This window comes from Paenibacillus sp. AK002, from assembly GCF_053903045.1.
The window spans coordinates 3,318,819-3,344,941 of the sequence record NZ_CP096377.1 but is presented as its reverse complement, the minus strand read 5'-3'; the positions used below and the strand labels follow the sequence as shown (position 1 = coordinate 3,344,941).

At 48.8% G+C, this 26,123-nt stretch carries 26 protein-coding genes; 10 read left to right on the top strand and 16 right to left on the bottom strand.

Going from position 1 to position 26,123, the window contains the following annotated elements:
- Positions 1 to 101 precede the first annotated feature (101 nt).
- From M1D70_RS14780 to M1D70_RS14770, 3 genes are read right to left on the bottom strand one after another with little or no spacing between them, the layout of a single operon-like run.
- Positions 102 to 482, bottom strand: coding sequence for a c-type cytochrome (locus M1D70_RS14780; RefSeq protein WP_009590251.1), 381 nt, complete (start codon positions 480 to 482; stop codon positions 102 to 104).
- 32 nt (positions 483 to 514) lie between these two features.
- A complete protein-coding gene (locus M1D70_RS14775; protein ID WP_009590224.1) occupies positions 515 to 2,227 on the bottom strand; it encodes a GMC family oxidoreductase in 1,713 nt (570 codons plus the stop codon).
- 30 nt (positions 2,228 to 2,257) lie between these two features.
- On the bottom strand, positions 2,258 to 3,019 hold the full coding sequence (locus tag M1D70_RS14770) for a gluconate 2-dehydrogenase subunit 3 family protein (RefSeq protein ID WP_456290297.1): 762 nt from the start codon (positions 3,017 to 3,019) through the stop codon (positions 2,258 to 2,260).
- 123 nt (positions 3,020 to 3,142) lie between these two features.
- Between M1D70_RS14770 and M1D70_RS14765 the strand changes: the two genes are divergently transcribed.
- From M1D70_RS14765 to tatC, 3 genes are read left to right on the top strand one after another with little or no spacing between them, the layout of a single operon-like run.
- Positions 3,143 to 3,823, top strand: a complete 681-nt coding sequence (locus M1D70_RS14765) for a hypothetical protein (RefSeq protein WP_456290296.1) — start codon at positions 3,143 to 3,145, stop codon at positions 3,821 to 3,823.
- 17 nt (positions 3,824 to 3,840) lie between these two features.
- Positions 3,841 to 4,026 (top strand): twin-arginine translocase TatA/TatE family subunit, encoded by a 186-nt coding sequence (tatA, locus tag M1D70_RS14760; RefSeq protein ID WP_015735144.1) that lies wholly within the window; start codon positions 3,841 to 3,843, stop codon positions 4,024 to 4,026.
- Positions 4,023 to 4,760 carry a twin-arginine translocase subunit TatC gene (gene tatC, locus M1D70_RS14755; RefSeq protein ID WP_009590273.1) on the top strand — a complete coding sequence of 246 codons (738 nt, stop codon included), beginning with the start codon at positions 4,023 to 4,025 and terminating at the stop codon, positions 4,758 to 4,760. Before tatA ends, tatC begins: the two co-directional genes overlap by 4 nt.
- Before the next feature lie 98 nt (positions 4,761 to 4,858).
- Here tatC and M1D70_RS14750 read toward each other — a convergent pair whose 3' ends face one another.
- The 3 genes from M1D70_RS14750 to M1D70_RS14740 all read right to left on the bottom strand — a co-directional run bounded on the left by M1D70_RS14750 (position 4,859) and on the right by M1D70_RS14740 (position 7,519).
- Positions 4,859 to 5,653: an SDR family NAD(P)-dependent oxidoreductase gene (locus M1D70_RS14750; protein ID WP_456290295.1), complete on the bottom strand. Its 795-nt coding sequence runs from the start codon at positions 5,651 to 5,653 to the stop codon at positions 4,859 to 4,861.
- 136 nt (positions 5,654 to 5,789) lie between these two features.
- Positions 5,790 to 6,842: an AraC family transcriptional regulator gene (locus M1D70_RS14745; protein ID WP_009590290.1), complete on the bottom strand. Its 1,053-nt coding sequence runs from the start codon at positions 6,840 to 6,842 to the stop codon at positions 5,790 to 5,792.
- Between the two features lie 20 nt (positions 6,843 to 6,862).
- On the bottom strand, positions 6,863 to 7,519 hold the full coding sequence (locus M1D70_RS14740) for an SGNH/GDSL hydrolase family protein (protein ID WP_456290294.1): 657 nt from the start codon (positions 7,517 to 7,519) through the stop codon (positions 6,863 to 6,865).
- Positions 7,520 to 7,840: 321 nt separating this feature from the next.
- Between M1D70_RS14740 and M1D70_RS14735 the strand changes: the two genes are divergently transcribed.
- Positions 7,841 to 9,003 (top strand): IS3 family transposase gene (locus M1D70_RS14735; protein WP_456287407.1). Its coding sequence is split into 2 segments (ribosomal slippage): positions 7,841 to 8,105 and positions 8,105 to 9,003, totalling 1,164 coding nucleotides; the frame shifts between segments, so codons are not numbered across the junction.
- Positions 9,004 to 9,092: 89 nt separating this feature from the next.
- Here M1D70_RS14735 and M1D70_RS14730 read toward each other — a convergent pair.
- A complete protein-coding gene (locus tag M1D70_RS14730; RefSeq protein WP_456290293.1) occupies positions 9,093 to 9,644 on the bottom strand; it encodes a GNAT family N-acetyltransferase in 552 nt (183 codons plus the stop codon).
- A gap of 272 nt (positions 9,645 to 9,916) precedes the next feature.
- Here M1D70_RS14730 and M1D70_RS14725 point away from each other — a divergent pair, with 272 nt between their 5' ends.
- Genes M1D70_RS14725 through M1D70_RS14715 form a run of 3 tightly spaced genes read left to right on the top strand, consistent with a single transcriptional unit; the run spans position 9,917 to position 13,893 of the window.
- Positions 9,917 to 11,515, top strand: coding sequence for a spore germination protein (locus tag M1D70_RS14725; RefSeq protein WP_456290438.1), 1,599 nt, complete (start codon positions 9,917 to 9,919; stop codon positions 11,513 to 11,515).
- A 34-nt stretch (positions 11,516 to 11,549) separates the two neighbouring features.
- On the top strand, positions 11,550 to 12,767 hold the full coding sequence (locus M1D70_RS14720) for a Ger(x)C family spore germination protein (RefSeq protein WP_456290292.1): 1,218 nt from the start codon (positions 11,550 to 11,552) through the stop codon (positions 12,765 to 12,767).
- 34 nt (positions 12,768 to 12,801) lie between these two features.
- Positions 12,802 to 13,893, top strand: a complete 1,092-nt coding sequence (locus M1D70_RS14715) for a GerAB/ArcD/ProY family transporter (protein ID WP_456290291.1) — start codon at positions 12,802 to 12,804, stop codon at positions 13,891 to 13,893.
- Positions 13,894 to 13,998: 105 nt separating this feature from the next.
- On the opposite strand, the gene M1D70_RS14710 is transcribed toward M1D70_RS14715, so the two are convergent.
- On the bottom strand, positions 13,999 to 15,333 hold the full coding sequence (locus M1D70_RS14710; RefSeq protein ID WP_456290290.1) for a sensor histidine kinase: 1,335 nt from the start codon (positions 15,331 to 15,333) through the stop codon (positions 13,999 to 14,001).
- 1 nt (position 15,334) lies between these two features.
- Complete coding sequence (locus M1D70_RS14705; RefSeq protein WP_456290289.1) at positions 15,335 to 16,021, bottom strand: response regulator transcription factor; 687 nt, start codon at positions 16,019 to 16,021, stop codon at positions 15,335 to 15,337.
- 206 nt (positions 16,022 to 16,227) lie between these two features.
- On the opposite strand from M1D70_RS14705, the gene M1D70_RS14700 reads away from it, so the two are divergent.
- The 3 genes from M1D70_RS14700 to M1D70_RS14690 are packed head-to-tail and all read left to right on the top strand — an operon-like array spanning position 16,228 to position 18,170.
- Positions 16,228 to 16,449 (top strand): hypothetical protein, encoded by a 222-nt coding sequence (locus M1D70_RS14700; RefSeq protein WP_456290288.1) that lies wholly within the window; start codon positions 16,228 to 16,230, stop codon positions 16,447 to 16,449.
- Positions 16,450 to 16,465: 16 nt separating this feature from the next.
- Complete coding sequence (locus tag M1D70_RS14695) at positions 16,466 to 17,503, top strand: DJ-1/PfpI family protein (protein ID WP_456290287.1); 1,038 nt, start codon at positions 16,466 to 16,468, stop codon at positions 17,501 to 17,503.
- A 22-nt stretch (positions 17,504 to 17,525) separates the two neighbouring features.
- Complete coding sequence (locus M1D70_RS14690) at positions 17,526 to 18,170, top strand: DUF2306 domain-containing protein (RefSeq protein ID WP_456290286.1); 645 nt, start codon at positions 17,526 to 17,528, stop codon at positions 18,168 to 18,170.
- 68 nt (positions 18,171 to 18,238) lie between these two features.
- Here the strand turns inward: M1D70_RS14690 and M1D70_RS14685 are convergent, their stop codons facing one another.
- From M1D70_RS14685 to M1D70_RS14655, 7 genes are all read right to left on the bottom strand, one after another.
- Positions 18,239 to 19,558 (bottom strand): DUF4179 domain-containing protein, encoded by a 1,320-nt coding sequence (locus M1D70_RS14685; protein ID WP_456290285.1) that lies wholly within the window; start codon positions 19,556 to 19,558, stop codon positions 18,239 to 18,241.
- Positions 19,485 to 20,087: a sigma-70 family RNA polymerase sigma factor gene (locus M1D70_RS14680; RefSeq protein ID WP_036671485.1), complete on the bottom strand. Its 603-nt coding sequence runs from the start codon at positions 20,085 to 20,087 to the stop codon at positions 19,485 to 19,487. The genes M1D70_RS14685 and M1D70_RS14680 overlap by 74 nt, the downstream gene beginning before the upstream one ends.
- Positions 20,088 to 20,243: 156 nt before the next feature.
- Complete coding sequence (locus M1D70_RS14675; RefSeq protein WP_009590590.1) at positions 20,244 to 20,480, bottom strand: DUF896 domain-containing protein; 237 nt, start codon at positions 20,478 to 20,480, stop codon at positions 20,244 to 20,246.
- Positions 20,481 to 20,626: 146 nt separating this feature from the next.
- On the bottom strand, positions 20,627 to 21,604 hold the full coding sequence (locus M1D70_RS14670) for a DUF1835 domain-containing protein (protein WP_456290284.1): 978 nt from the start codon (positions 21,602 to 21,604) through the stop codon (positions 20,627 to 20,629).
- 100 nt (positions 21,605 to 21,704) lie between these two features.
- On the bottom strand, positions 21,705 to 22,190 hold the full coding sequence (locus tag M1D70_RS14665; protein WP_433942113.1) for an Rrf2 family transcriptional regulator: 486 nt from the start codon (positions 22,188 to 22,190) through the stop codon (positions 21,705 to 21,707).
- 253 nt (positions 22,191 to 22,443) lie between these two features.
- Positions 22,444 to 23,583, bottom strand: coding sequence for an AI-2E family transporter (locus M1D70_RS14660; RefSeq protein ID WP_456290283.1), 1,140 nt, complete (start codon positions 23,581 to 23,583; stop codon positions 22,444 to 22,446).
- Between the two features lie 261 nt (positions 23,584 to 23,844).
- On the bottom strand, positions 23,845 to 26,064 hold the full coding sequence (locus tag M1D70_RS14655) for an AAA family ATPase (RefSeq protein ID WP_456290282.1): 2,220 nt from the start codon (positions 26,062 to 26,064) through the stop codon (positions 23,845 to 23,847).
- Positions 26,065 to 26,123: the final 59 nt, after the last annotated feature.

Here is a 26,123-nt window from a genome sequence, read left to right as displayed (position 1 = left end):
GTTTCAAAATTCCTTGTACAATATAATAAACCCTCATGATTACAATGCATCCGTATCTGCATTGTATCATGAGGGTCCTGCTTTCTTTCAATCGGTTCGTCTTATTTTTTGGCAGCCAACCATTGGGACAGTACATTAATTTCGTCTTCCGTCAGCTTGCCTTGGAATGCCGGCATTCCATTGCGCCCATTCGTGATGATGCCGGCAATTTGGCTGGCATCATATTTGGATCCTACGTTTTGCAGGCTGGGAAAGCTTCCGCCTCCGCCTAAATCGGTAGCATGGCAAGCCATGCAGTTGGCATTGTACAGTGACATGGCTTCATCGTTGGTGGCATCCCCGCCGGTTGCTCCTTCCGGAGCTTGCCCGCCGTTTTCTGCAGGAGCTGGAGCAGGCTCGGATGTATTATTGCCGCCGCATGCTACCGCTGCAAAAGCAAAAGTTGTCAATAGCAGTACAAACAGTAACCCTTTTTTGAACATTTCTGAAACTGCCTCCTTTTGTATAATGCAAGCTATACTAACAGCCCGCCTTTTTTGCTGTATTCCACAATTCCCTCCGCTGTGCGATAAGCAAGAGCCCCGACCGTCCCGGTCGGATTATAGCCGCTATTATGCGGGAAAGCGGATGCGCCTACCACAAATAAATTTTCCATATCCCACATTTGCATGTAGTTGTTGACGGCCGAATTGCCAGGGTTCTCTCCCATAATGACCCCGCCGGTATTATGAGTCGATTGGTATGTCGTAATTTCGTAAGGTCCCAGTTCCTTCAATTTCATAATGTTCTGGCCTCCCATCTCCTGCACAATCTCCGCGCAGCGATCGGAAAGGTACCTGGCCAACTGGCGGTCCTGCTCTTCGAAATCAAACGTGATTCGAATCAACGGGTCTCCGAATGCGTCCTTATAGGTTGGATCCAAATCCAGATAGTGATGCCGGAAAGGCATTGATGAGCCCTGAGAGCCTACGGACAGCACGCTGTTTGCATACTTCAAGGAATTCGCCTTAAACTCTTTTCCCCAGCGCGGTGATTCTTCCGGAACCGGATTGTTTTGAATGGGTCTTTGTCCGGTTATGGTGTGGGCAATGTTCCCCCCATGAATGAACTTCAAGTCCGAGTGATCGAAATTGTCGCCGTTAAAATCGTCCAGACCCATACCTAGGCTTCCCGCACCGGCAAACAGATTGAATTTATCCTCAAAAAATCCGGCGGCATTCCCCTTGATCACCTGATAGGCATAGTTTTTGCCAATCACGCCCGTCCCGCTGGACGAGTCGTATGGTTTGCCGATTTTAGAGAGGAGCATCAAACGGGTATTGTTAAATACGTATCCCGTGGATACTACGATATCCGCCGGTTGTTCGATTTCCTCTCCGGTCGTGAGGTCCGTGTACATGACGCCCGTTGCCTTTCCGCCCTTATGCAGAATTCTTCTAACATAAGAATGGGTTCGGATTTCGAACTTTCCGGTTTTTTTCGCAACAGGAATTACGGTAACGACAGGATCCGCTTTCGCTCCGTATTCGCAGCCAAACCGCTCGCAGTATCCGCAATACTGGCATGCGGCTCTTGATATGCCATCCGGATTCGTGTAGCTTTCTGACAGATTGGCAGAAGGAACCGTATACGGATTGAGCTTCAGGTTTTTCGCAGCATCCGCAAACATCTTCATGGATGGCGTGTGGAGCATGGGCGGCGTAGGGTACGGATTCGAACGTTTCCCTGCCAAGGGGTTTTCCTCGCCCGAGATGCCGGTCGTCTTCTCGAACTTATCAAAATACGGCTCGAGCTGATCGTAGGTGATGCCCCAGTCCTGGATCGTCATTTCCGGCGGTATTTTATCTTTCCCATAACGCTCTTCCGTCATGCTCCGGATTTTAAAATCGTAGGGCAGGAAACGGAACGTTTGCCCGTTCCAGTGCACGCCGGCTCCTCCCAGTCCCTCCCCTAACAGAAACGACCCGTACTGCCTCATCGGCAGTGCACGTATTTTTTCGGTGCTGCGAAAGGTAATCGTTTCTTTGGAAAGGTCCTGCATTAAATCGTACCGAAGCGCGTAACGGAGCTCATCGTGAGCCATGTAGTAGTCTTCCGTTACCCTTTCTTTGCCTCTTTCCAAACCGACGACGGATAAACCCTTCTTGGTCAATTCCGAGGCGATAATCCCGCCAGCCCAGCCGACGCCGATAATGACAACATCCGTTTTCGGTAATTTTTTGGCCATTTGCGTACTCCTTTCGCTATAGATGAGCTGTTATAGGTGGTCCTTTAAACTCTTCGGCGGGATGACGGTGAAATTCTTCTCAATAATATTCGTGTAAGCCATTTGGTTACCCGGATATTGGCGCATCGTCCAGCCCTGCATATTTTTATTGCCACCGTATAGGGGATCGCTGTAGACTCCTTCCAATGTGCTGCTGCGAAGCAGGTTGAAGAACCCGCTGGCCGAGATTGTTGTCAATTTGACCTCGTCGTTCTGAAAGGCAGTTAACACGGCATCCTGTTCCTCCGGCGCCAGGCTCGGGAAGTCTTTTTGATACTTTTTCTGACTGTAGTTTTGAATCTCGCGGAGACCGATGTAGAATATCTCTCGCCGTCTTAATCGGCCCTGATAGCCTTGCGTTTTCTCTCCAACATAGAAAGGGGGCTGCATATAATCTCTTGCATTGAAACCCCAATCACCGGCCAGCTGGTGGTCGATGAAAAATGCAGCGCCCAGCTCTTTGGCTCCAGGACCATTGTCATCCGCCGGAAAAATGCGCTCTACGGCTACCTCCGTGATCCTATATTGTTCTTGGTTAAAGAACATTAACGCTTGGTTGTAGTTGTTTTCATTCTGCGCAGGCGCCGGTGCTGCAGGCGGAGTTTTCTGCTTTGGCAGAAGATATCCGAGTACACCGCCCAGCACGACACCTCCCACGGCATAACCGGAGTTTCTCAGGAACTTCCGCCGTGACATCGTCTGCGAGCCGTCAGGCTTCGCTGGTTTGGTTTGTTGTTGGTCTTGTTCGCTCAAACTTTCAGCACCCCTACTCTTCATCATTTTGAATAATGGGTATTGTCCCCATCAAAATTTCATTCATACATTATTCTCCAACCGGGCATGATAAAATTACTACCGATATGGAGGCGAATGCTCATGAAACCATTTTGGAGCAGGTGGAAAGGTCCCCTCTTGGGATCCGTACTGCTTCTTTCATTAACAGCCTGCTTGAATCAAACAGATAATCAACAAAATGCGCAGTCCACCCAGCCAGGTAATGCCGACTCCGTTCACCTGCACAGTGCCGATGTGATTCCGAGCTATCATGGGCCGAAAACCGAAACAACCAACGTCCAAGGCAAAACCACAAGCGGTATGGGCATGTCCGTGTACAGCATGATCGGTTCATCCAGCCTGCATGAAGGCGGCGTCTCTTCCCATGTACAGTCACGACTTGCAGGTCAAGGCATTGACGGAGTGAAAGCTTTTGTCCTGAATGACACGATTGTCCTGGCACGCGCAGAATCAAAGGTTTCTTCCAACCACTATGACAGCATGCAGAAGAAGGTGTTAAGTCAGACGGAAGGAATGTCGGGCAAAGGTGAGCCGAACGAAGGTGTAATGGGAGTCAAGGCCGTGGACAACGATAATATGTCGCAAGCCAAAGAGCAAGTGAAGAAGATGTTTAATGAAGAAGTGCAAATTCTAACGGTGACCAATCCGCAAGCACCTGCGCTGATTGACCGCATTGCCACGAAGCTGCATGATTCACCGCGCGACGAGTCGATAGCCAGGGATATTTCGGAGCTGCTTCGGATGGCTTCGGATAAAAAATAGCTAAAGGAGTTGATCATATGCCTCTAGGAAACATCGGCGTGACAGGATTGATTCTCATCTTGTTGATCGCCTTGATTATCTTCGGCCCTTCGAAGCTGCCTGAACTAGGACGGGCCTTCGGCCGAACGCTCAGCGAATTCAAGAACTCCACGCGGGAACTGGTTTCAGCGGAAGATATCCAAGACGGAGACAAATTGAAATGACCGAGCAGGGACAGGAGCAGGAGCTGCATCTATTAGAGCACTTAACGGAGCTCCGTAAGCGGATCCTCATCACATTGGGCACCTTCTTGGTGGCCCTTTGTGCCGCTTTTCTATATGTGGAACCGCTGTACGAAATGCTGACTCGCGACGTTGAAGGGCAGCTCCAAGTGCTGGGACCGACGGATGTGATATGGGTATACTTCATGATTGCCGGCGTGATCGCCCTTGCGGTGACGATGCCGGTAGCCGGTTTTCAAGTATGGCGATTTGTCGTCCCCGGTCTGAGCACCGTGGAACGCCGGGCTTCCTTGGCGTATATCCCCGCAATCGGGGGACTCTTTCTCGCAGGCCTGGCCTTTGGCTACTTTATCGTATACCCTATGGTCCTGTCCTTCCTGGATTCGCTCTCGAATCATTTCATTACGGCCTATACCGCCGAAAAATACTTCCGCTTCATGATCAATATGACCGTACCGTTCGGCGTTCTGTTCGAAATGCCGGTTGTCATCATGTTCTTAACGTCGATCGGCATTCTGAATCCGCTGCGATTATCGAAAATGCGGAAAATTGCCTATTTGCTGCTGACGATTGCAGCCGTCACCATAACGCCGCCGGATTTTGTGTCGGATATTCTCGTCATCGTGCCGCTGTTCCTCTTATATGAGATCAGCATCGGACTGTCTCGCATGGTGTACCACAAAAGGCTGAACAAGCTGGAGCTGATAAGCGAGTAACACCCATCATTACAGCAAAACAACAAAAAAGCTTGGAGATCTCAAATTGGGATCCCAAGCTTTTGTTGTTTGAAGCCAACATTGTTATTTCATGAACGTTAGAAAATGGTCGGAACCATTCCCCCATCCATACGAATAGGAGAACCTTTAAACGCAGAAGCATAGGGACTGCATAGAAATGTTGCCAGTCTACCAATCTCAACAGGCCTAATGAATCGTTGAATTTCAGATTGAGGCAGGTTCGCAGCCATGAATGCCTTCTCTTTTTCCGAAAAGGTCATATCTTCATTCGCGTATATACCTTCGATAATATGCTGCACGTTCTCGGAGAGAGTCGGTCCCGGCATGATCGTATTGACGGTAACTTCAGTTCCTCTCGTTAATTTGGACAAGCTTTTGGCCAAGGATAACAGCATGGATTTTGTCATGCAGTACTGCGGCATTTGTCCGGAAGGCATCACGGCTTCTTCACTCGCCATAAAGATAATGCGGCCAAAATCATTCTTCAGCATGCCAGGCAAATAAAATTTGGTTAATCCGTTTGCAGCAAGCACGTTGGTGCGGAAGTATGTCTCCCATACTTCATCGTCAACGTCCTCGTACGACATGATTTCGTATATCCCCATATTGTTAACCAGAATATCAACATGAGGGTATTTTTCGAATAGAGCCTCTCGTTGACCGATATCCACCAAATCGGCGGTTGCCTTTTGCGGAGAGGTATTCGGAAATTTCGATTTTATTTCATGTACGGTTCGTTCAACCTCTTCATCATTTCGTCCGTTAATGAGAACATGGACTCCCTCTCTGGCAAGTTCAATGGCAATCGCCTTGCCTATTCCTTTTGTAGAGCCTGTAACCAACGCTGTTTTATTGTTTAATTCCATATCCATAATATAAACATTTCTCCTTTGTAATTTGGATCATGATTATATTACCTTGTATGGATAGACGGGTAACTAGCCCATGGCGCCAAAGTTCTTGCTTCTCGCGCCACACTTGGAATCTTTGGAATCTGGTTGGAAATCTTCATTCCTGAAGATTCGGAAATTCAGGCCGAATAGCTGCCATCGAGCGGGTATCCATGTTGGCAGCGCGCCAATTCGAAGGGGTATCGCCTTCCCACATGCGGAACGCGCGGTAGAATGAGTTCTGGTCTGCATAACCAATCATAAACGCCACTTCTTTAATATCGATAGAAGGGTCTGCCAAATACTCGATCGCCTGCTCATGTCTGGCTTGTGTCAACAGCTGCTTGTAGCTCGTGTTTTCATCTGTCAGCTTGCGCTGCAGGGTACGGTCGCTCATTCCCATTTCTTTCGCGACAACGTGAATGTCGGGACGCCCTCCGATGAGGCAGCGTTTCAAGAACCATTTGACCACATCGGAAACGGAACGACTGTTCCGCCGTTCATCAAGCGATCGGTCCAGGGCGGGAGTCAGAATCTCCAGCAGTTCTTCATTGTAAGAGATAAAGGGACGATCCAGATCTTGTCGAAGCAGCGAGAGCCGATTGCGTGCTGCGCCGAACCGGATTCGGCAGCCAAAAAAAGCTTCAAGAGTCTCTACATCGCCCATAGGCTCGGAAAATTCCACGAGTCGTGCCCTCAACGGTTGACCTGTCCCCCGGCGTCCGAGCTCAAGCAGATATGCCAGCGTGATTCCGACCAGCATCGGCGGACCGGTCTGCAGGCTGTTCCCCCACTCCAGATCAATCGTGCAGAGCTCGCCCTCCTCGGTGATACGCAAACCTTCAGGGGGGCAAAGCTGTTTGTACCGGGACATTCGATATAAAGCCTCGCGATAGTCACGAGCGTGGTAAGTCGCTAAGACGGTTGGCGGGTACTTCGCCGTTTCAAAAACGGTTGCAAGCTCGACGATGCCTTTGGCCAGATCACCCACGAGATCGGAATACGCCTGCCAAATCGCGAAGTATTGGGCGGTGGTGACTTCCGCTCCAGTGATGATCGTAAGCGGCAAGCGCGCTTTGCGGGCCACGTCCTCAGCGGCAATCCCCATTTGTCTTAATCCTGTCCAAAATCCCGGAGGGAGTTTAATCCGGTCGGATACATGAGACTTCATATCTATAGAACTCCTATTCATCATCGGATAGCCAAGTCACTTTGCTGGACGGTCTTTAGCCACTCCCTGGCCAACAACTGGTGTCCCGCTGCCGTAGGATGAACACCGTCCCATAACCAGTATTCCGCCGCAACGTTTTGGGCTGCTTGGTTGAATACTTCCTGCAATGGAACAAAAAGCGTGTGATATTCCTCTGCCAGCTGCCGTACGATTGAACCGTATTCATCGATCTTGCTGCGCCATTGATCCCATCCATTCGCGGTAGCCGCCGTTTGCAAAACAAAAGGCTCGCACAGCACCAGGCCGGTTTCCGGGAGAACTTCCCTTGTTTCGCTCAACAGCTGGCGATAGATTCGTTCGAAACGGTCTGTTGCTCCTTGGGGCTGACCTTGAAGGATACAGCCTGCATCGTTCACACCTGCCAGAATACTGATGAGATCAGGCTTCAAGCTAAAGGCATCTTCGTTCCATCTAGCATATAAATCCGATACGCGGTTGCCGCTGACCCCGCGATTTATAAATAGCGGCTGTCTCTGGGCGAATTCCAATCCGAGCTGCGCTGCTATGAGATAGACGTAGCCGTGTCCCAAAATATGATTAGGGTCCTGATTTCTTCCCCAATTGCCGTCGGTTATCGAATCACCCTGAAATAATATGATTTTTCTCTGATTCTCCATAGTCGCTGTCTCCGATCTTAAATAGTGAGAATGTATAGCTATTGTACCTAAATTCCCTCTACCTTGACCAGTGTATCGAAAGCTGGTTCCTGGATTTTACAACTGAGTTTGGATTTTTATACATTATCGTTAGTAATTTGAATAACTCACTTAAGAGAGCTCCAAGAGGTTTCGCTTCTCGACATCTCATTAAGAAGAACCTCCAATTATAAAAGCAAATAAAGAAGTCGCCGATTCTGGTATTATCCCCTTTTAGTAGACAAGAGAAAAAAGACATCTGTTAAGATGGACTTAATCTTGCCTAACGAAGGGGATTTTTTCATGGCTAAAAAAGGACAAACTTACCAACGGTACTCCTTGGAATTAAAATTGGAGGCGGCCCGACTGGTCAATGAAGAACATATGAGTATTCGTGAAGTAGCAAAACGTTTAGGTATTCAAAATAAATCTCAAGTACAAGTATGGGCGGCGAAAACGAAACGTGGAATGAGCCTAGAACCTGCCACATCCAAACGGGGACGCCCCAGAACGAAGTTTTCCAGTATGGAAGAAGAGATGGCATACTTGCGAGCGGAGATTGAATATTTAAAAAAGCAGTATCCAAATCTGCACAAGGAGTGACGAGTAAAGCTGCTAGATTTCAGATCATAGAGGACTTGCGAGTACGCCATCGTCTTGTTTGGCTCTTGAAGTTAGCCGCGGTTTCCCGTTCAGGCTATTACAAGTGGAGAAAGAGCTTGCAAGCGGCAAAAGAACGTAGACAAAAGCAGCATGAATTGGAATCCCATCTGCTTGCCATCCATCGCATTCATCCCTACTTTGGTTATCTTCGAATGACGGTAGCTTTACGGAGGGAAGGCATTAGGGTCAACCACAAAAAGGTGTATCGATTAATGAAACAATTAGAAATCTGTTCTGTCATTCGGAAGAAGCGTCGATTCTTTGGAAAACAAGCTTCCGTGGTGAATCCGAATCGGCTTCAACGCCAGTTTAAGGCGGATACGCCACGAACTAAACTGGTCACAGATATTACCTATATTCGTGCTGGAGAACAATTTGTGTACCTGTCTGTGATTCAGGATTTATACAATAACGAGATTGTAGCTTGGCATTTATCGGAACGAAATGACCTCGCTTTGGTTCATGAAACGCTGGATAGACTCCGTCAGCACGTGGATGTGAGTGGGGTAATCCTACACTCAGATCAAGGATTTCAATACACGTCAAAACCATTTAACCGTAAACTGAAACAACTCGGCATGCTAGGCAGTCACTCTAGGCGAGGAAATTGCCTGGACAATGCCTGTATCGAGTCTTTCTTCTCTCATTTGAAGAGCGAGAAAATATACTTGAATGAGGCAGCAAACAAAGCTGAGGTTGAACAGCAAGTGAGTGAATACATTCTGTTCTATAACCAGAACCGATTCCAGAAAAAATTAAACGACCGTTCCCCGGTAGAATACCGGGAAACGGCCGCAGCTTAAATCTTGTCTTTTTTGTACTGTCTACTTGACAGGGTTATGACCAATTCTGGCGACTTCTTTCGTAATATGATATAGGGATACAGGAATGACTATGGCAGCTGCCGATATTCTTCCTCCAGAATCGACATTACAATCATATCATGGAATGTTCCGTCCCAATATAGCGAGTCTCGCAGGGTACCTTCCCGTACGAAGCCAAGCTTCTCGTAGACATGGATGGCCCGCGGATTAAACGCATATACGCCTAACTCGATACGGTGCAGACGTAAACTTTCGAAACCATAACGCAGCATAAGCTTCAAGGCCTCCGTGCCGTATCCTTTATTGCTGTGCCGACCGGAGATCGATATGCGGATATTGCCGCTGCGATTGTTGAGGTTGATTTCGTTCAGGACCACTTCTCCGATTAATTCGTCCGTTTCCTTCTCCGCAATCATCATATCCAGGCGATCCTCATGGGCGTAGCCGATGTTATGAATCCAAGCCGCAATCGAATCCTTGGTGAACGTCTGCTGCGTTCCCGTTAATCGGTTAGACTCCGCATCCTGCAATAATTCGAAGTATACATCGAATTCATCTTCCCTTACGGGACGGAGCACAATGCAGTCCCCTTCTATCCGTGTTTCAAGCCTTTTTTTCATTACCCTAAGCCTCCAAGTTTTTTTCCACTTATTCGAGAGATCCAAGCTAACTCTAAAATACCATTGATTCGCCGATCTGTGCAGACGAAAAAACACTTATAGTTAAACTAACCTGCCTCGCAAATTCACAAAAGCGATGAGATCAGACGGGTTAACGGTTTCCGAGAAGTGAGACGATAACCGGTTCGATCTCGAGCGGTTCGCCCAAAGAATATTAAACCAGAATTAGGGAACTTTAGATCGTATGAATCTTGTCAAAGCGAGCTGATCCCGTGGCCTTTTTTAAACGAACAAAGCAACCCCCATCGAATACGGCCCTGCTTCATCCTAACGAGCAAACGAAGCAATCCGCCGAAGCCTCTCGTCTATCCGACCGCTTGGATCAGAATTTACATAGAATCCGGGAACAAACCGGCCATAGCCGGGATATCATCATTCGCACCCTAAGTCATATGCTTGGAAGCGAACATACCCTGGCCGTTATTTATATCGATGGATTGGTTGATACGCTCACCATCAATCACTCGATCATGCAATCCTTAACCTCAAAGGATTACGACGAAGAACTGCATACCTCTGACCCTGCAGAAATCTTGTCCATTATCAAAAACCGTTTCTTATCCATTGGCAGCATCAGCGATTTGGAGCATATGGAGCCATTGATCTCTGCCCTCCTTGAAGGCAATACTGTCATTCTCATCGACGGATCCTCTCATGGCGTTATCGCCAGCTCTATCGGAGGAGAAGAACGCGGAGTAGAAGAGCCTCAATCCCAGACCGTCGTTCGCGGCCCGAAGGAAGGCTTCACCGAAAATATCCGCACGAATACCGCCTTGATCCGTCGGAAGATTAAAAGCCCAAACCTCTGGATCGTGGATCGCAAGATTGGCCGCGTCACCCAAACGGATGTTGCCGTTATGTATTTGAATGGCATCGCCAATGATAAGATCGTACAAGAAATATTGAATCGTTTAGACCGGATCGATACCGACAGCATTCTGGAGAGCGGGTATATCGAAGAGTTTATACAAGATACAACATTCACCCCCTTTCCGACCATCACCAATACGGAGCGACCCGATGCTATCGCCGGTGCGATCCTGGAAGGGAAAATCGCCATTTTGGTTGATGGGACACCGTTTGCGCTGATTGCTCCCATCACCATATTCAAATTGTTTCAATCGAGCGAAGACTACTACCAAAAGTTCGATATCGCCACTTTTTTGCGCCTGTTGCGCATCATTTCCTTTGTGGTGTCGATGCTTCTTCCTTCGCTTTATATTGCCATCTCCACGTTCCATCAAGAAATGCTGCCAACGACCCTGCTAATCAGCCTTGCAGCACAGCGGGAAGGCATCCCTTTTCCCGCCGTTGTCGAGGCCTTGGCCATGGAAATTACGTTCGAAGTATTAAGGGAAGCCGGTGTGCGCATGCCCAGGGCGATGGGTTCTGCGATATCCATCGTAGGCGCATTAGTACTGGGTCAAGCCGCTGTACAGGCAGGTTTAGTGTCTGCTGCCATGGTGATCATCGTTGCATTTACCGCCATCGCGAGCTTTGTTGCGCCTTCCGTGAGCATAGCCAACTCCGCCAGACTGCTTCGATTCGGTTTTATGATATTGGCGGCAACTTTAGGGCTCTTTGGGATTATGGCAGGATTACTTGCCATGCTGATCCACCTAGCCGGCTTGCGATCATTCGGTTTGCCGTATCTTACGCCGTTCGCTCCATTTATCCCGTTAGACCAAAAAGACGTGCTGGTGCGAGTTCCATGGTGGGCGATGGTGACAAGACCCACCTTAATCAATCGTAAAAACGTGAAACGGCAAAAAATGAACCAGCGTCCATCGCCTTCCGATGGTAACAAGTAGTATACAAATGGTATAAATCGGAGGTGAAGAACAGATGAACCGGAAGCTAAAACTCCTGATTCTCATGATGACCGCCTCGTTGCTTCTCAACGGTTGCTGGGACAGTAAAGAGTTAAACTCGCTTAGCATTGTCTCGGCGACGTCCATAGACCGCAGCGAAGACGAATGGATCATCTCCTTCCAAGTCGTCATTCCGCAGTCCATCGCCACTCAGACCGGGGGTGGATCCGGGGGAAGTCAATCTCCGATCACCATCTTCTCCACCAGGGGCAAGACCATTCGCGAAGCCATGCAGAATGCGAATTTAGAAGCGCCGCGCGCGTTGTTTTTCGCCCATAACTCCATATTGATTATCAATGAACAAGTCGTTCGGAACGCAGGCGTACAACAAATCCTTGATTTTTTCCTCCGCCCCATGGAAAGCCGGGAAACCATGTCGGTTCTGCTGACCAAGGACAAAGCCTCCAATCTGTTGGAAGTGCTTATTCCTTTGGAGAAAATATCGGGCAATGCGATTCAACGGGTCATTACGCAAGGGCAAGAAAATCTGTCCCAGGTGAAAAATATTAAATTGATCGATTTTGCATCCATGGTCGCCAATCCGTACCAAAGCGCCATGGCACCCGAGTTGAGAGTGTCCGGCAATCAAGAGGAGCAATCCACCTTGGATGCATTAAAGTCGACCCGCAATCAAGCGGTACTCAAACTTGGGGATTTGGGCGTATTTCGGGGAGACAGACTGGTCGGATGGATGAAGCGAAGAGAAAGCAGAGGCGTCGCTTGGCTTTCGAACAGCGTCAAAAACCTGATCATTGTTACCCCATGCAGCGATCAAGACGCTACCCGGTTATCGAGTTACCGCGTCACCCATTCCTCGACCCGGGTAGACCCCAAAATGGTCAACGGTTCTGTCAACATGTTGGTCCATATTCAAACCAAGGGGGCTCTTGATGAAACCAGCTGTACGATGGATTTGACGAAACCGGAAGTCATTTCGAAACTCGAGGAAGCGATAGCCGAGCAGATCAAGGAAGAAGTCTTGACTACATGGAAAAGGATGAAGGATTTGAATGTGGATGTGGTTGGTTTTTTGGACATGATTCACAGAAGATATCCGGCAGCCAGCAAACGCCTTTCAAAGTTGGAACAGCCGCTTCAGGAGCTGGAACTCGACCTGAATATTGAAGTCAACGTGGAGCACACGAATATGATCAATAAACCCTTCTCGAATCTGATTGAACCCAATGAATAGACCGCAATCGATACCTACAACAAGGAGGTCCCCAATGGAGAAGATCGGTAAATACCAAATCATAGCCATGACCATCTTGTTTATGATCGGCAGCACCCCATTGTATGAGCTGGGGATTGAAGCTAAACAAGATGCTTGGTTGGTCGTGCTGGTTGCCATGCTCGCGGGATTGCTGCTGTTGTGCGTCTACCTCTATATCCAGAACAAAAATTCGGAGCATGGACTTCCCCAAATTCTAAATCGGCATTTCGGGAAATATTTGGGCTCCCTTATTACTGCAGCCTATATTGTTTATTTTGCATATGAATCCATGCGAAATACCCGCGAGTTCGCGGACATCATCAATATCTCCTTTCTCCCCAGCACGCCGCTGTTCATCCTGATTCTCTTGATGGTCTTGCTGTCCGGTTATGCCGTTTGGAAAGGCATTGAGGTATTCTTTCGCGTCACCGAGTTTCTGCTTCCTTTTACGATAATCGGATATATCTTGATCGTTCTCATGTTCATCGGTTCGAAGATCATTCACCTTGAGCGCCTTATGCCCATGCTTGAAAACGGAATCCGGCCGGTGCTGCAAGCAGCTTTGCCGGAGGTGGTTAGTTTTCCGTTCGGTCAAATCGTGGTCTTTCTCATGTTTTGGAATCATCTCGATGACAAGAAAACGCTGTCCAAGACATCCTTGTCTTCCTACATATTCGTAGGCATCTTTTTAATGATATTCAACATATTAAATCTTGCGATACTGGACCCCTCCATAACGAGCATATCGACTTTTCCGCTGCTCCGGTCGGTTCGTCTCATCGAAATCGCCGATTTTCTGGAGCGTTTGGACCCGTTGATCATCTTACTGATCTATATCGGCATTTTCGTAAAAATGACCGCATTCTACCTTGGTGCCGTACTCGGTCTCTCCAGCCTGATCAAAATCAGCCATAAAAAAACCACCGTGATCGTGGGTGCTTTCATTTTTACCATATCGTTCGCTTCGCCGAACTTTATTTATCATATCTGGATCGGGTTCGCTCAAAATTTGAAATACCACTTTCCCATCTTTCAGATCGGACTGCCATTGCTTCTTGCTTTGATTATATTAATCAAAGGAGGTCGTTCATCCAAATCCGGCTGATCGGTGGATTGAGTCCATATGGATGTTCATCATAAAACAGCCGCGATTATTCGCGGCTGTTTAAGCGTGTAAGTGAGAGGAATAAGTCTAACAACCATCCATATCCTATTGTTCGGAGGTTGCGGCAGGTAACCATCCTTCCAGCAGCGCTCCTCCCTCCGGATGGTTGCTGACGGTTATTTCACCTCCGTGCCGCCTTATGATTCTTTGTGAAATGGTCAACCCTAAACCGCTGCCTCCAGTTGATCGGCTTCGAGACGCTTCCCCACGGTACAAGGGTTCAAAAACGCGCTCCAGCTCTTCCCCGGAGAAGCCCGGTCCGGTATCGCGTATCGTAAACCTGATCCGGTTGCCGTCCTTGCAGCATCGCACAGCAATTTCACCATCCAAGGGTGTATGTCTGACGGCATTGTCCATGAGATTATTCATGGCGCGCTCCAATAAATGCGCATCGCCGCTTAGGAGACAATCGCCCATGGATTGTTCAGCAATGGTAATTTGTTTGTCAGCCGCCAGCGGCCGCAGGCTGTCCATCGAATTCTGGATAACATCTTTCAAATCAACGATGCTGCCGCTAAGTTCCGCCTCCAAATATTCCATCCTCGTAAATGTGAAAAGATCCTCCACGAGACGATCCAACTGCACCGATTTTTCCTTGCATACCGCTACGTATTTGGCGACCATCTGCGGGGATTGAGCGATTCCTTGTTCCAAGCCGTCCAAATAACCCCGCAACGCAAACAACGGCGTCCGCAAATCATGCGCAACGGCAGCAATCACGAATCGGCGTTCCTGTTCCAATTCGGCTTGTTTTTGATAGGATTTCTCAAGCCCCTTCACCATCACTTCGAATCCATCGCGTACTTCGGCGATTTCGGCGACCCTGGATGAGGGCAACCGCGCGTTCCAATCGCCTGTCGCGATTTGCCTGGCTGCATTCCCCATCTTCTCAAGCGGTTTGAGCACGAACCGTCTCATTCCCATTCCGACAATCAAGATAGCAAGCAGCAGTCCCGCAAATGCCGACATGACCTGTTTTTCATTGGTTCTTGGCAAATACAGAGTTACCCTACCCAGCAATTGACCATCCTTGATGACGGAGAATCGTTCCGTTGACAAAGACGTACCGCTGCGTTCCGGATTAGAACGATACAGCTCCCGCTCTTCCGCGGATTGAATAAGAGCATCCATTTTCGCTTCATGCAGCGCCGTTTTCAATTGATTTTGCCAAGTCGGTTCCGTCCATTGGCCGGAGCCTGCTTCAATGAAGTGTATTATTTCCGATAAATTACTTTGCAGCGTCTCATTTTGCAGACGCCCTTTTTCGAAGCTGAGTGTCTTGGTCTCCATGAAATGGACAGTGACAAAAAAGATCCACGGTAACAGAAGGATAAAGAAAAAGCAAAGCATGGTAAAGGTACGAATGCGCAGCGTCTTCATGTCAACCACCCTCAAAGCGATAGCCTACTCCCCACACGTTCACGAGGAATTGCGGCTGGTTCGGATCGGCTTCGATTTTTTCGCGTAGCCGGCTGAGATGGACGCGGATCGTATGCCTGTCGCCCACCCCGTCCCAAAATTTCGCAAGCAGCTGGTCATAGGTGAAAACATGTCTAGGATGCTCGGCGAATAATCGCAGCAGTTCGAACTCCTTCGGCGTGAGCACGACGTTATTGCCTTCCACGACCACTTCTCTTGTGGACAAATTCAACCGGAGGCGGCCGTAATCCAACACCCTGCCCTCCACTGGCTGCCGGGTCGCGGAGCGCCGCAGTACGGCTTTCACGCGGGCAACGATCTCCCCGGGCGAAGCCGTTTTGACGATATAATCGTCGCCGCCGAGCGTCAGCCCCCGGATCTTGTCCACGTCGTCGCTGCGGGCACTCAAAAAGAGAATCGGAACATGGCTCTCCGCCCTTATCCGGCGGCACAGCTCAAATCCATTTTGTCCCGGCATCATGATGTCCAGAACCATGCAATGAATGGGATACTGTTGGAATATGGCCCACGCCTCCTCCGCATCACAAGCAGTCTTCACTTGAAAGCTGTCATTCTCAAGAAAGTCCCTTAATAGTTCGACGATGCTTTGGTCATCGTCTACAACGAGTATCGTATTGTCTCCGCTCATGCAAATCCCACCTTTGCCATCTAGTTTATCATTTTTTTTTGCGGGAACCGACGAGAGCCCCTGAATTGTGATGGTTTGTTTATACTTTTGTGACCTTTTTACGACTTCGTTTGAGATATTCGTTTGTTAAACTTCTATTTGCGAACACGGACGGGGCTTCATTCGGGAGGTCGTCCGGGCAATTCATGTTATAGGGAGGTTATCTTATGGGATTGGAAAACGACGGGTTTTCGTTTTTTCCTTTCGGCGTTTTGTTTTGTCTTACGCTTTTTTGTATAGCAGCTGTTCGAATCTACGCGATTCGTCATCGCTACAAAAACGGAAATCTGCAGGACAGGGACATTGCTTTGATGTTGAAGAACCGATTGGCAAAGGGTGAGCTGGACGAGAAGGAATATCGCATGCTGAAAGAGCTTCTGACCAAATAATGACTGGAGGATTTATATGCTAACTGTACAAATCGTGTTATTTGATGGTTTCGACCTGCTGGATGCCATTGCGCCTTACGAGGTTTTTAGCGCGGCTGCGTCGTATGCAGAGCATGAGTTAAACGTGAAATTGGTCACCGCAGAAGGGTCAAGGACTGTGGCTAGCGGCGTTAACGGATTAAAAATTGAAGCCAGCAGCCGACTGAATCCGGAATGCGCGGGCATCATTCTCGTACCAGGAGCGTCGGGCGAGGTCGACGGTGATGGCCCCTATTCGATCCCAGCTATTTTGGGCCGGGCCATGAATACCGAATTGACCGGTATGATCGGGCAGGCGCTCGACCGGCAGGACATCATAGTCGCTACCGTATGCGGCGGCTCGCTGCTGCTGGCCATGGGAGGGCTATTGGAAGGGAGAACTGCGGTAACGCATCACCTCGGCATGGGTTTGCTTGATGCAACCGGGGCAGTCCCGATCAAGGCACGCGTCGTGGACGACGGCAACCTGGTTACCGGCGGCGGTGTCACATCCGGGCTTGATGTTGCGCTGTACCTGGTGGAACGAGAACTTGGACCTCGTATCGCACACGCGGTAGAGCAATTATTCGAGTACGAACGAAGAGGAACGGTTTGGAAGGGGATCGGCCTCGCACCAAGCACGCAAAAAGCTTTGCCGGCCGACAACGAACTGATCACAGCAACAAACCATGGGGTGTTGAGTAACGCAGCCTCGGATCATCAACTCACGCAGGCTTCTATATTCGAAGGGGATTGGGATACGGTCATTGCTACGCCCGTCGGGAAAATGGAAGTCAGGTTATCCATATCGGCAAGGAACGACATCATTGAAGGTACGGCAAAGCAAGGAGATGAAACCATCCAATTCAGGAGCCCTGTGTTCCAGAACGACAAGCTGGCCTGGTCGCTTCCCATCACGAAACCCATGCGCCTGAACCTGAAATTCGAAGTTACCGCGGACGGTGATGTTATGACCGGAAGCGCCAAGGCCGGCATGCTGCCGGCATCCAAATTAACAGGAACACGGGTTTCCTAAGAGTCGGAGGTTGTGGAACTGCATGAAAAAAAGGAAATCATTATACCGGCTGCTGGCCTGTGTCAGCCTGGTATTTATTCTATACGCCCTGGTCAAAAACTATTGGATCGATCCCGGTGCTGCTGGTTTTTTAAGCCGTAAAACCGGGCTGAAGCGGGAGCTGAATCTTCCGGTCTGGTTGAATGTCATGTACGTTCATGTTGGATTTGCATGTCTGGCCATGGCGACGGGCTTGATCAACTTTTCCAATCGTATGTTTGAAAAAAGCCTACGGTTCCATCGTTTCAACGGCTACGTCTACCTCGTGTCCGTACTGCTGGTTGTCCTGACCTCCGGATATATGGCGCCTTACGCCACCGGCGGAAAAATCAGCAGCATGGGATTCAACGCGCTCAATCTGATCTGGCTGTTTGTCACCATTATGGCGCTCATCCAAATCAAGAGGAAACGAATCGACCGGCACCGGAACTGGATGATCCGGAGTTACGCCTTCTGCTTCACGAACCTGTTGATTCATCTTATCACTTCTCTTGTTCATCAGGGTTTCGGCATGGTTTACGCCACAAGCTACACCATTGGCCTATACGGCTCTATTGCGCTGCTGATCGTGATTCCTGAAATCATCATCAGAACGAAACGAACCGAAAAAAACGAACTCATTCCTTGATTGGAATGGTTCGTTTTATTTTCGAATTTGATCGTGGCGTTCATCATTCTGTTATCGTGGCTCGCTCATCATTTTTGGGTTTTTATTGGGATAGATACGGTTTGATCATAGGTTTTAATGTAACGGTATCCATCCAGCAACAGGAATTCCGGCCTATTCGTTGTGTCAAATGAATACGTCTGCTCCCATAGGATATTGCCGTTTTTCAAATCCCAAGGACGTGATCTGGATATGGACGATACAGGAACCTTCTTCCCGCCCGTTTGTACGGATAATTGATCCGTTTCCAAGATGGTAAATTGTTTTCTGGCTATCACGATATCATAACCGGCATCGGTTTTCGTGACGCTTCGTAGCCATAACTTCTCATTGCCAACCTGGATCGATTGATCAGACGGTGACGCAAGGGAGATGGGTTCTGCTACTTTCTGATATCCATCGAAAGTTTTAAGAACGATTTCAATCGTCTCTATTTGATCTGTAGGAAGGACGTCGTATTCCAGTTCAAATCCTGGGATACCCTTTTCGGCGTATCGATCCGACCGCATTCCCCAAAATTTCACTTCCGTGCCATTGACATAAAGCTTGGTTTTGCCAGGAAATCTGGGAAATCCCTCGTCCCCAAATTCGTAATGACCCTTCACGATGGTAGAAGTTGGTGAAGCCGTAATCGAGTCATAGTGGACAGTTCCCTGATCAACCGAAACGGATTTTGAAATATCCTCCTTAATCATACTTTTCATCGCTTGGTTCGCTTCAAACTTGAAGGAGACCGGATAAGCTGCCCTCTCCCCGTTATCCAGCCACTCACTGAAGGTAACGGTTAATGTTCTGGAAAATGGGCTGACCGGCTCGAATTTATACACGCCTTCGTACCGAGTCTCGTCTTTGCTATAATTGCCGCTTCCTTCTCTCGGACGGGAATCCGTCATGAAGCCTTGTATTCCACCAACGTTGTAACGAAAAGAACCGTTGTCGGAAAGCACGCTGCCGGCGGGTCGATCGATACTGTAATACATGAGAAAGGCGTTATCGTCCGCGATGACTCCATTAATGGTTATGACCGTACCGTCATCCAGCGTTTTGCTTTTGCCGACCGTTTGTCCATACCCTTGCTCCGTAACTTCAGAAAAGCTAAGTGAGTTCAGTTCGATTTTATCCAGCAGCTTGACGCCATAGTAAGCAAACGCAGGATATTGATAGGTACCGACAATCAGGAGTAGTGCCGCAGCTATGGATGCAACCCATGCAAAAGCTCGATTCCGGTCCTTTTTCTTGGCGGGAACTAGCTCAAGCGCATGCCGCAGTCGCCCTTCAAGTTCTGGCGGGGCCTGTACGGAAATCAGGGTCTGCTGATGCTCCTGCAGCTTCTCCTCGATCGTTCTCATGGCGATCACCTCCGATCATGACTTTCAGTTTCAGTATGCCTTGCGAAATTCTTGATTTGATCGTGCCGATCGGTGCTCCGGTCATATCGGCTATGGTCTGATACGGCAAATCATGCACGTAGCGGAGCTCAATCGCTTCTCGCTGCCTTGGATTCAGATGAGATAGCAGCACTTGCATATCCATCTCAGACTCCGCATAGCGATAGGGATTATCATCGGTTAAAGTAATAAGAGCAGTTTCCTGATCGTCTCCCAGCGGAAGAAATCGTTTATTTTTTCGGAGTAGTGTTTTGCAGCGGTTGACTAGAATCGTTTTGCTCCAGCTATAAAAGGCTTCGCTCTTTTGCAACTGATCCAGCTTTTCATACAGCGTAACGATCATGTCTTCCATGGCATCCATCGCGTCATGCTCATTTCCCATGTAGCTGTAGGCTAGACGATAATAAGCGTCCTGGTCGGCTATGATCAGCTGTAATAGAGCTTCCTTATTTCCTCGTTTGGCTTGTTTCACAAGACGGCTTACTCGCATATTCTCCCCCTCTCTCATGTATAAGAGCAAGAAGCAATGATAAAAGTTCATTCCGCACAAAAAAACTCCACACCATACACAGGGTAAACGTTTGCCTACCCCTGTGCGGGTGCGGAGACCAATGAATCCAAAACAGAAACTAACCAAGCTCGAAGCTTAATGGAGCTTTGACGTATTCTGTTTTTGCGTTATTTTCAGTTTCTCCGGGGTAACGTCCTCGCCATTCGGGTCCACAACTTTCAGCGTAGACATGGTCGAGAGAACCTGCCCTCGGATGGCTTGCAAATATTCCTGACGAAGCTGCTGCTGTTCAGTGTATTCTTCTTGGCTCAGACCTTCGGTCTTCTGCTTGCGGCTCAGTTCATTAATTCTATGCAATGAAGGTATGGTCATGGTTATCTTTCATCCTTCCGTATAACAAGTTGTAACAGTCAGTTTACTGTAAATAACCTGCGGTTGCAACAAATCCAAGGAAAACCATGCCAAGATGCGAATGGATTTTCCATTCAAATCAAAAAAGCCGCCCATTTGGCGGCTCCTTAAGCTTTAGGCAAACCTATCGAAAATTGATGGGGAAAGCCAGGTAACCCCTTGAACGTCAGAATACCTTCACTGACTAAAAACCAGATCCTATACATGATATAAGAATAACTTACGTATTGGCGTGAAATTTCGAATATACTATCTAAGACATCTCCTGCTTTAACCAGATCACCAGAATGGTGCTGCTCTTGCAGTTCAGCGACCGATTGTAAGATAAGTGCATCCATTCGATCCTCTTCGCAGCCGATGACCCTGTCCTCTTCCCAGAATCGAAGGACATGATCCTGTCCTGCCAGCTCCAGCCATTCGGATTCGTACCTTTTCCTTAGATCCGAATCCAGCGGGATCCCATCACCGCAGTTCTTGACGATTTCGATGTAGGTCCCTCGCTCGATCCTTGATTGATAGACTGGAGTCTCGCCCTTATTCTGCTGCAAACTCGATTCTTTGAGAATTTGCGTCACGTTCACCACATGAATCGGGCGTTTCCGCTCCCTCAGCAAGTACGATGCAAAGCGAAGCCCGGTTTGATCATGAGCGTTATCCGCGCACCATATGACCACGGTCTTGCTCTCCGATATGGTTTTTAACATCTTAATCATGCGTTCGATTTGGTGGTCTTTGTTTATGATGTTGTAGAAGTAGGAATCTCTGTCATGTTCCATCAACCAGATTTCCCTTCGCTGCTGCCCTTCCGCTGTGCTTAAATCCCTGATAGGGCCAGTGGAAAAGCAGTCATTAAATGCTAATACGCGGGATTTCTCTCGTTTCCCCACTTGACTGAGCGCCACTTTTAATGAACCGGCATTCGAGAGACTGAAAATGATATGGACATGCGTTTGGAGATTCTCCTCCTGCAGCCGCTCATGGTGAACGATCTCTGCATGGTGTTCGATCAGCTTGTACAATCGCTCAGCATCCCTTTTCTCTTCATGTCCGACGTTCGTGGCATCCTGGACCGCTGTGTTCAGCAACCGACGGAGTAAAAGCCAATTCTCTCTTTCCCCAAACCCTTGCAATTTCTCGTATAGCTTATCGATAAGGATCCCTCCGAAGCGAAGTTCAACTGTTTCGTCACTCCTTGTTAGTCGAGCAGCTGCCGCGTTTGGAAGCAGCATCCAATACCGATTGGATCGTTTGCTCCTCCAAGTATTGATTCAACTGCCGTTCCGCACCGTCCATCACCTGTTTGACCAGACATACGCAAGCACCCGGCTTATCTTCGTTCCTGTCGCTAGGCTTCTCTTCGGTCAGCAATCGATGCTGCTGCGAATTGAGATTAGAGCATTCAAACAGCTGCTGCCTTCCTTCGATCACCTGGATCACTTCTAAAAATGTAATCTGCCGGGCCGGCTTTGCCAGCTCATAACCTCCGTTTACCCCCGGCACGGCACGCACGATGCCGTCCTGTCTCAGCTTGGACATGATTTTGGACAAATAGCTTTCCGAAACGCCTAGTGTCGCAGACAGCTCCTTGATTCCGATGTTGTGGTCACGCTCCGATTGAGCCAGATGAATTAAGGCGTGCAGAGCATAATCAACGCTTTTGGAAAACTGTATGGCGGTTTCCTCCTTTGGATTAATTTATTTACCATAGACCCATGATATCCATTATATTGATTCAGTTTCTTATTTGCAATGAATCCGCGAGGGTCAGAATAAACCATGGTGACAAGAATCAAACATGAAAAAGCCGCCAAAACGGCGGCTTCGGAAGCGCAATCTCATACGCTTCTATGAATCTCGGGTATTGTATATCAAGGTTGCGCCTCATATCCATCTAATAGGCATGTCTTGTTATTCGGACAAGCCATTATTTTCGAGGATCGTATAATCCCGATGTGTTCTTGAACCATTCGAATATATGGGTTACGCAAACCTTGAGAACAGCGTAGCCGGGAACGGCCAACAGAATGCCAACCACGCCGAACAGATTACCGGCAGTCAGTATGACAAAGATAATCGTAATCGGATGAATCTTGAGCGTTTTGCCCATAATTTGCGGAGAGATGAATTTGCCCTCGATCAACTGCACGATCGTCCATACCGCCACCATCTTCAGCAGCATCACCGGAGAAGTGACCAGAGCCACAATCAACGCGGGCGTGATCGCAATGGCAGGCCCCAAATAAGGGACAACGCTGGTGAACGAGGCGATAATGGCAAGAATAAGCGCGTAATCCAGGCCGATGATCATGTACCCGATGTACAGCAGAATACCGATGCAGACACTGACAATAATCTGACCGCGGATGAACGAACTGATCTGGTGATTGATATCTTGAAGCACATGCAGGATCCCCGAACGACTCTGGTTCGGCAGGAACGACAAGATTTTCTGAGGAAGCTTTTTGCCGTCTTTCAGCATATAGAACAGGACAAAAGGAACCGTAATGATCGACAACACAATCTCCGTAAACGCGCCAAGGAAACCGCCTACCTTGCTCCATGTCGAGTTCAGGATTTCGGTTGCTTTCTGCGTTATCGTGCCCCACCATTCCTGGGAGTTGATGTTCACGGCCTCCTGCAGCTGACTGTACAACTGGCTGCCGGTCAGCTCTTCAAACTGCTGCCTGACCTTCTCGCTGTACGTCGGGAAATTGTCAATCAGACTCATAATCTGGGTGCGGAGCACCGGAATGACCGCCAGCACCACAACCGTCAAAATTCCGGCAATCAACAGATATAATATCAGGATGGACCATCCGCGCTTGATTTTCCTTTTTTCCATCATATCCACCAAGGGATTCAGCAAATAATACAGGATTCCGGATAAAATGATCGGCAGCACGATCGTCTTGATCAGAACCGCGATCGGATGCAGCACAAACGAGATTTTGCTTAATACCATGACGTTTAAACCGACCAGCAACAGAACAAGCAAAAGCAGAACAAACTTATTGTTTAGAAAAAAGCGCTTGAACCGATCCGGCCAAATGCGAGGTTGCTCCATATATGTCCTCCCTTATTTAGGTTTATCGATTCCAGACACAAAACTTGCATCGATGCAAGCCACCCATGGCGTCGAGATCATCGAGCACAGCTTCGCTAACTCCATTCTTTTAACTATAATGTTTCTTCAGGGCACATGTCCAGTCAACCAAGGGCCAGCGTGAGGGTTCGCATCTATGGACGGTCATCTCATGATGGAACAAGCCTGCGTGTCATGAAGACACGCAGGCTTAAGCTGTACGAACACGCTACACCCACGGTTTTATAAATACCGAGAAATGATGCGCACTAATTTTGCGGGCAGCTCATTCAGGTTGGTAATATCCAGAAACCTCTCGGCTCCATAAATCCGGCTAATGACATCCTTGTCTTGCCCGATGGCGGCCGCCAGAAATTTGACTCCTTTTCTTTCATAGTCGGATAAGGTCTGCTGCATGTCTTGAATGGCAAGGCTTCCGGTATAGTCCTCCATCGCCTTAGGCTGCCCGTCGCTGATGGTGATTAACAGCTTGGTCTGCTTCGGTGAAGCTGCCAGCCGTTCCGCCATGATCCTTAATGCCATACCATCCCGATTGTTGCTTCTCGCGCGGATTCCCATCAGCCTGAAGCGATCGCGAACATCCGGATGATCATAGTCGGCATAAGCGAAGATCGACATCTGCTCCAAGCGGGACACATCGGCCGTATCGCCGTAGATCAGAACAGGAATATGGCAAATCTGACAAAATTCATAGACCGCGATGACCGCACGCTTGGCTGCCTCCAATCTGCCGAACGCAGCCATCGATGCGGATTCATCGACCCTCAGTCCGACCACAAGACCAGGGGATTCCGTCGGAGGACGTTTCTTGGCAAATAACCTGAAGTCCCGGTAGGCTACGCTGTCTGCCTGAAATTTTGATCCATAGTATTGGTTTTTGGCATACTCCGCGGTGATTTCGTGCTCCAAGAGCGGCAGCGTTTTTCTGGCGATTTCTCGTATAACCGGCATAAGTCCCTGACTTAACCGCCCATACTCCTCCTGTAGGTTCGGATCATAATCAGGACGATGAACGATCAGCTTTACCGACCGATGAAGGGAATCGGATACGATTTCTCTGGAAATCCGATTCAGCTTTTTGCGGAAATCCCGTTCCTCCTGCTTCTCCTCTTCCGACATGGGCTCAGGATTAGCCTGGTGATAATTCGGCGTGCCCTCCTCGCCCGAATCCGTGCTCTCCATCTCCGCTGATTCATCCGATGAAACGGATGTGCTGCCTTCGCTCTCAGCGGATTTTTTTAATCGGATCCCTTCTTCCCCGGCTTGCTGATCCATCTTGGAGTCAACATCCATATCGATGTCCCAGGTTGTGAACTCCACGGCATCCTCTCTTCGTTTGCTTGGGGGTTCAACCGGAATTTCGTCCAATAACCCCAACAGGCCTTGGCCTACCAGCGTATCTTCCAGCAGTTTGATTTCTTCCGGATCGGTCGTCATCTTGTAGATCACTTTGTGATAAAGGGATTCTCTTGCAGAAGCCCCCTGTGCCACGGCATCCGCCCAATAGAAATAGGAACGCATGCCGGCAACCCCCTTAATGGCATTGGCCCGGGCTGTTTTGTCCAACAGAATGATGACCCTTGCGAGGATGTCCAGCATTTCATCGTCCCCGCAGCCGATTTTGGCCTTTGCGCGCTCCATCATCATCTCCTTGGTAGGCAGATCCATTTTCTCCGAATGCTGTATCCTGTCTCGCAATGCTTCATTTAGCGGCCTGGATCCCGCATAACTGCGGTTGGCCGTGATCACCGCAATGAAATCCGGGTGCCTGTGCACGATACCCATCGGCAGATTCAGCGTGCCGCCAGGCTCCAGCGCGGAATTCAGCGCCATTAATACGGCAGCATCACGTATCACGTTCGGTTCCTGTATTTCCAGCAGATAGCCTTTCTGAAAGGCTCTGACGATCTCGGAAGCGTAAAATCGATATTCTACCGCCTTATTCTCTGCGGCATTCGCGGCCAGCTTCAATACATGCTTCATCTTGGCTGAAGCATGCTCCCGCGAAATTCCTAAAGCCTCCATTAGAATCTCCGTCGAGCATTGGAAGCCGTCATTTTCGTATAAGGCTTTCAAGGCGGCCTGATCGGCAGGTTCCAAGTGCTCCATTTGATCGGAAGTAATGACCGGTAAAATGGCTCCGATAATATCCGATTTATCCATATCGGCAAAACATGTGACTTTGGTGTAAGGGAGCCTGAAGTTCGCGGACAAAGCTTTGGCGAGCTGCGTCTTTCCGGATCCGGCATCGCCTTCTAACAAAACATTGGCGATTTTCATCTCGCCCCGATCCCAATTCCGCTTAATTTCATTCGAGATTCGCCGTTCTTCCTCACTTACTTTATGCGTTAACGATTTTGTCCAGATAAGGCTCTTTTCTTCTTCGGTCAATGCTCTCCCGGGAGACAGCACGTAATATTCATTGTCATTCTGTTCTTGCATAACCTTTCGCCTCCAAGCTTTTCCCAGCGTGGAAGAACACTCCCGCTCCATTCCCCCGC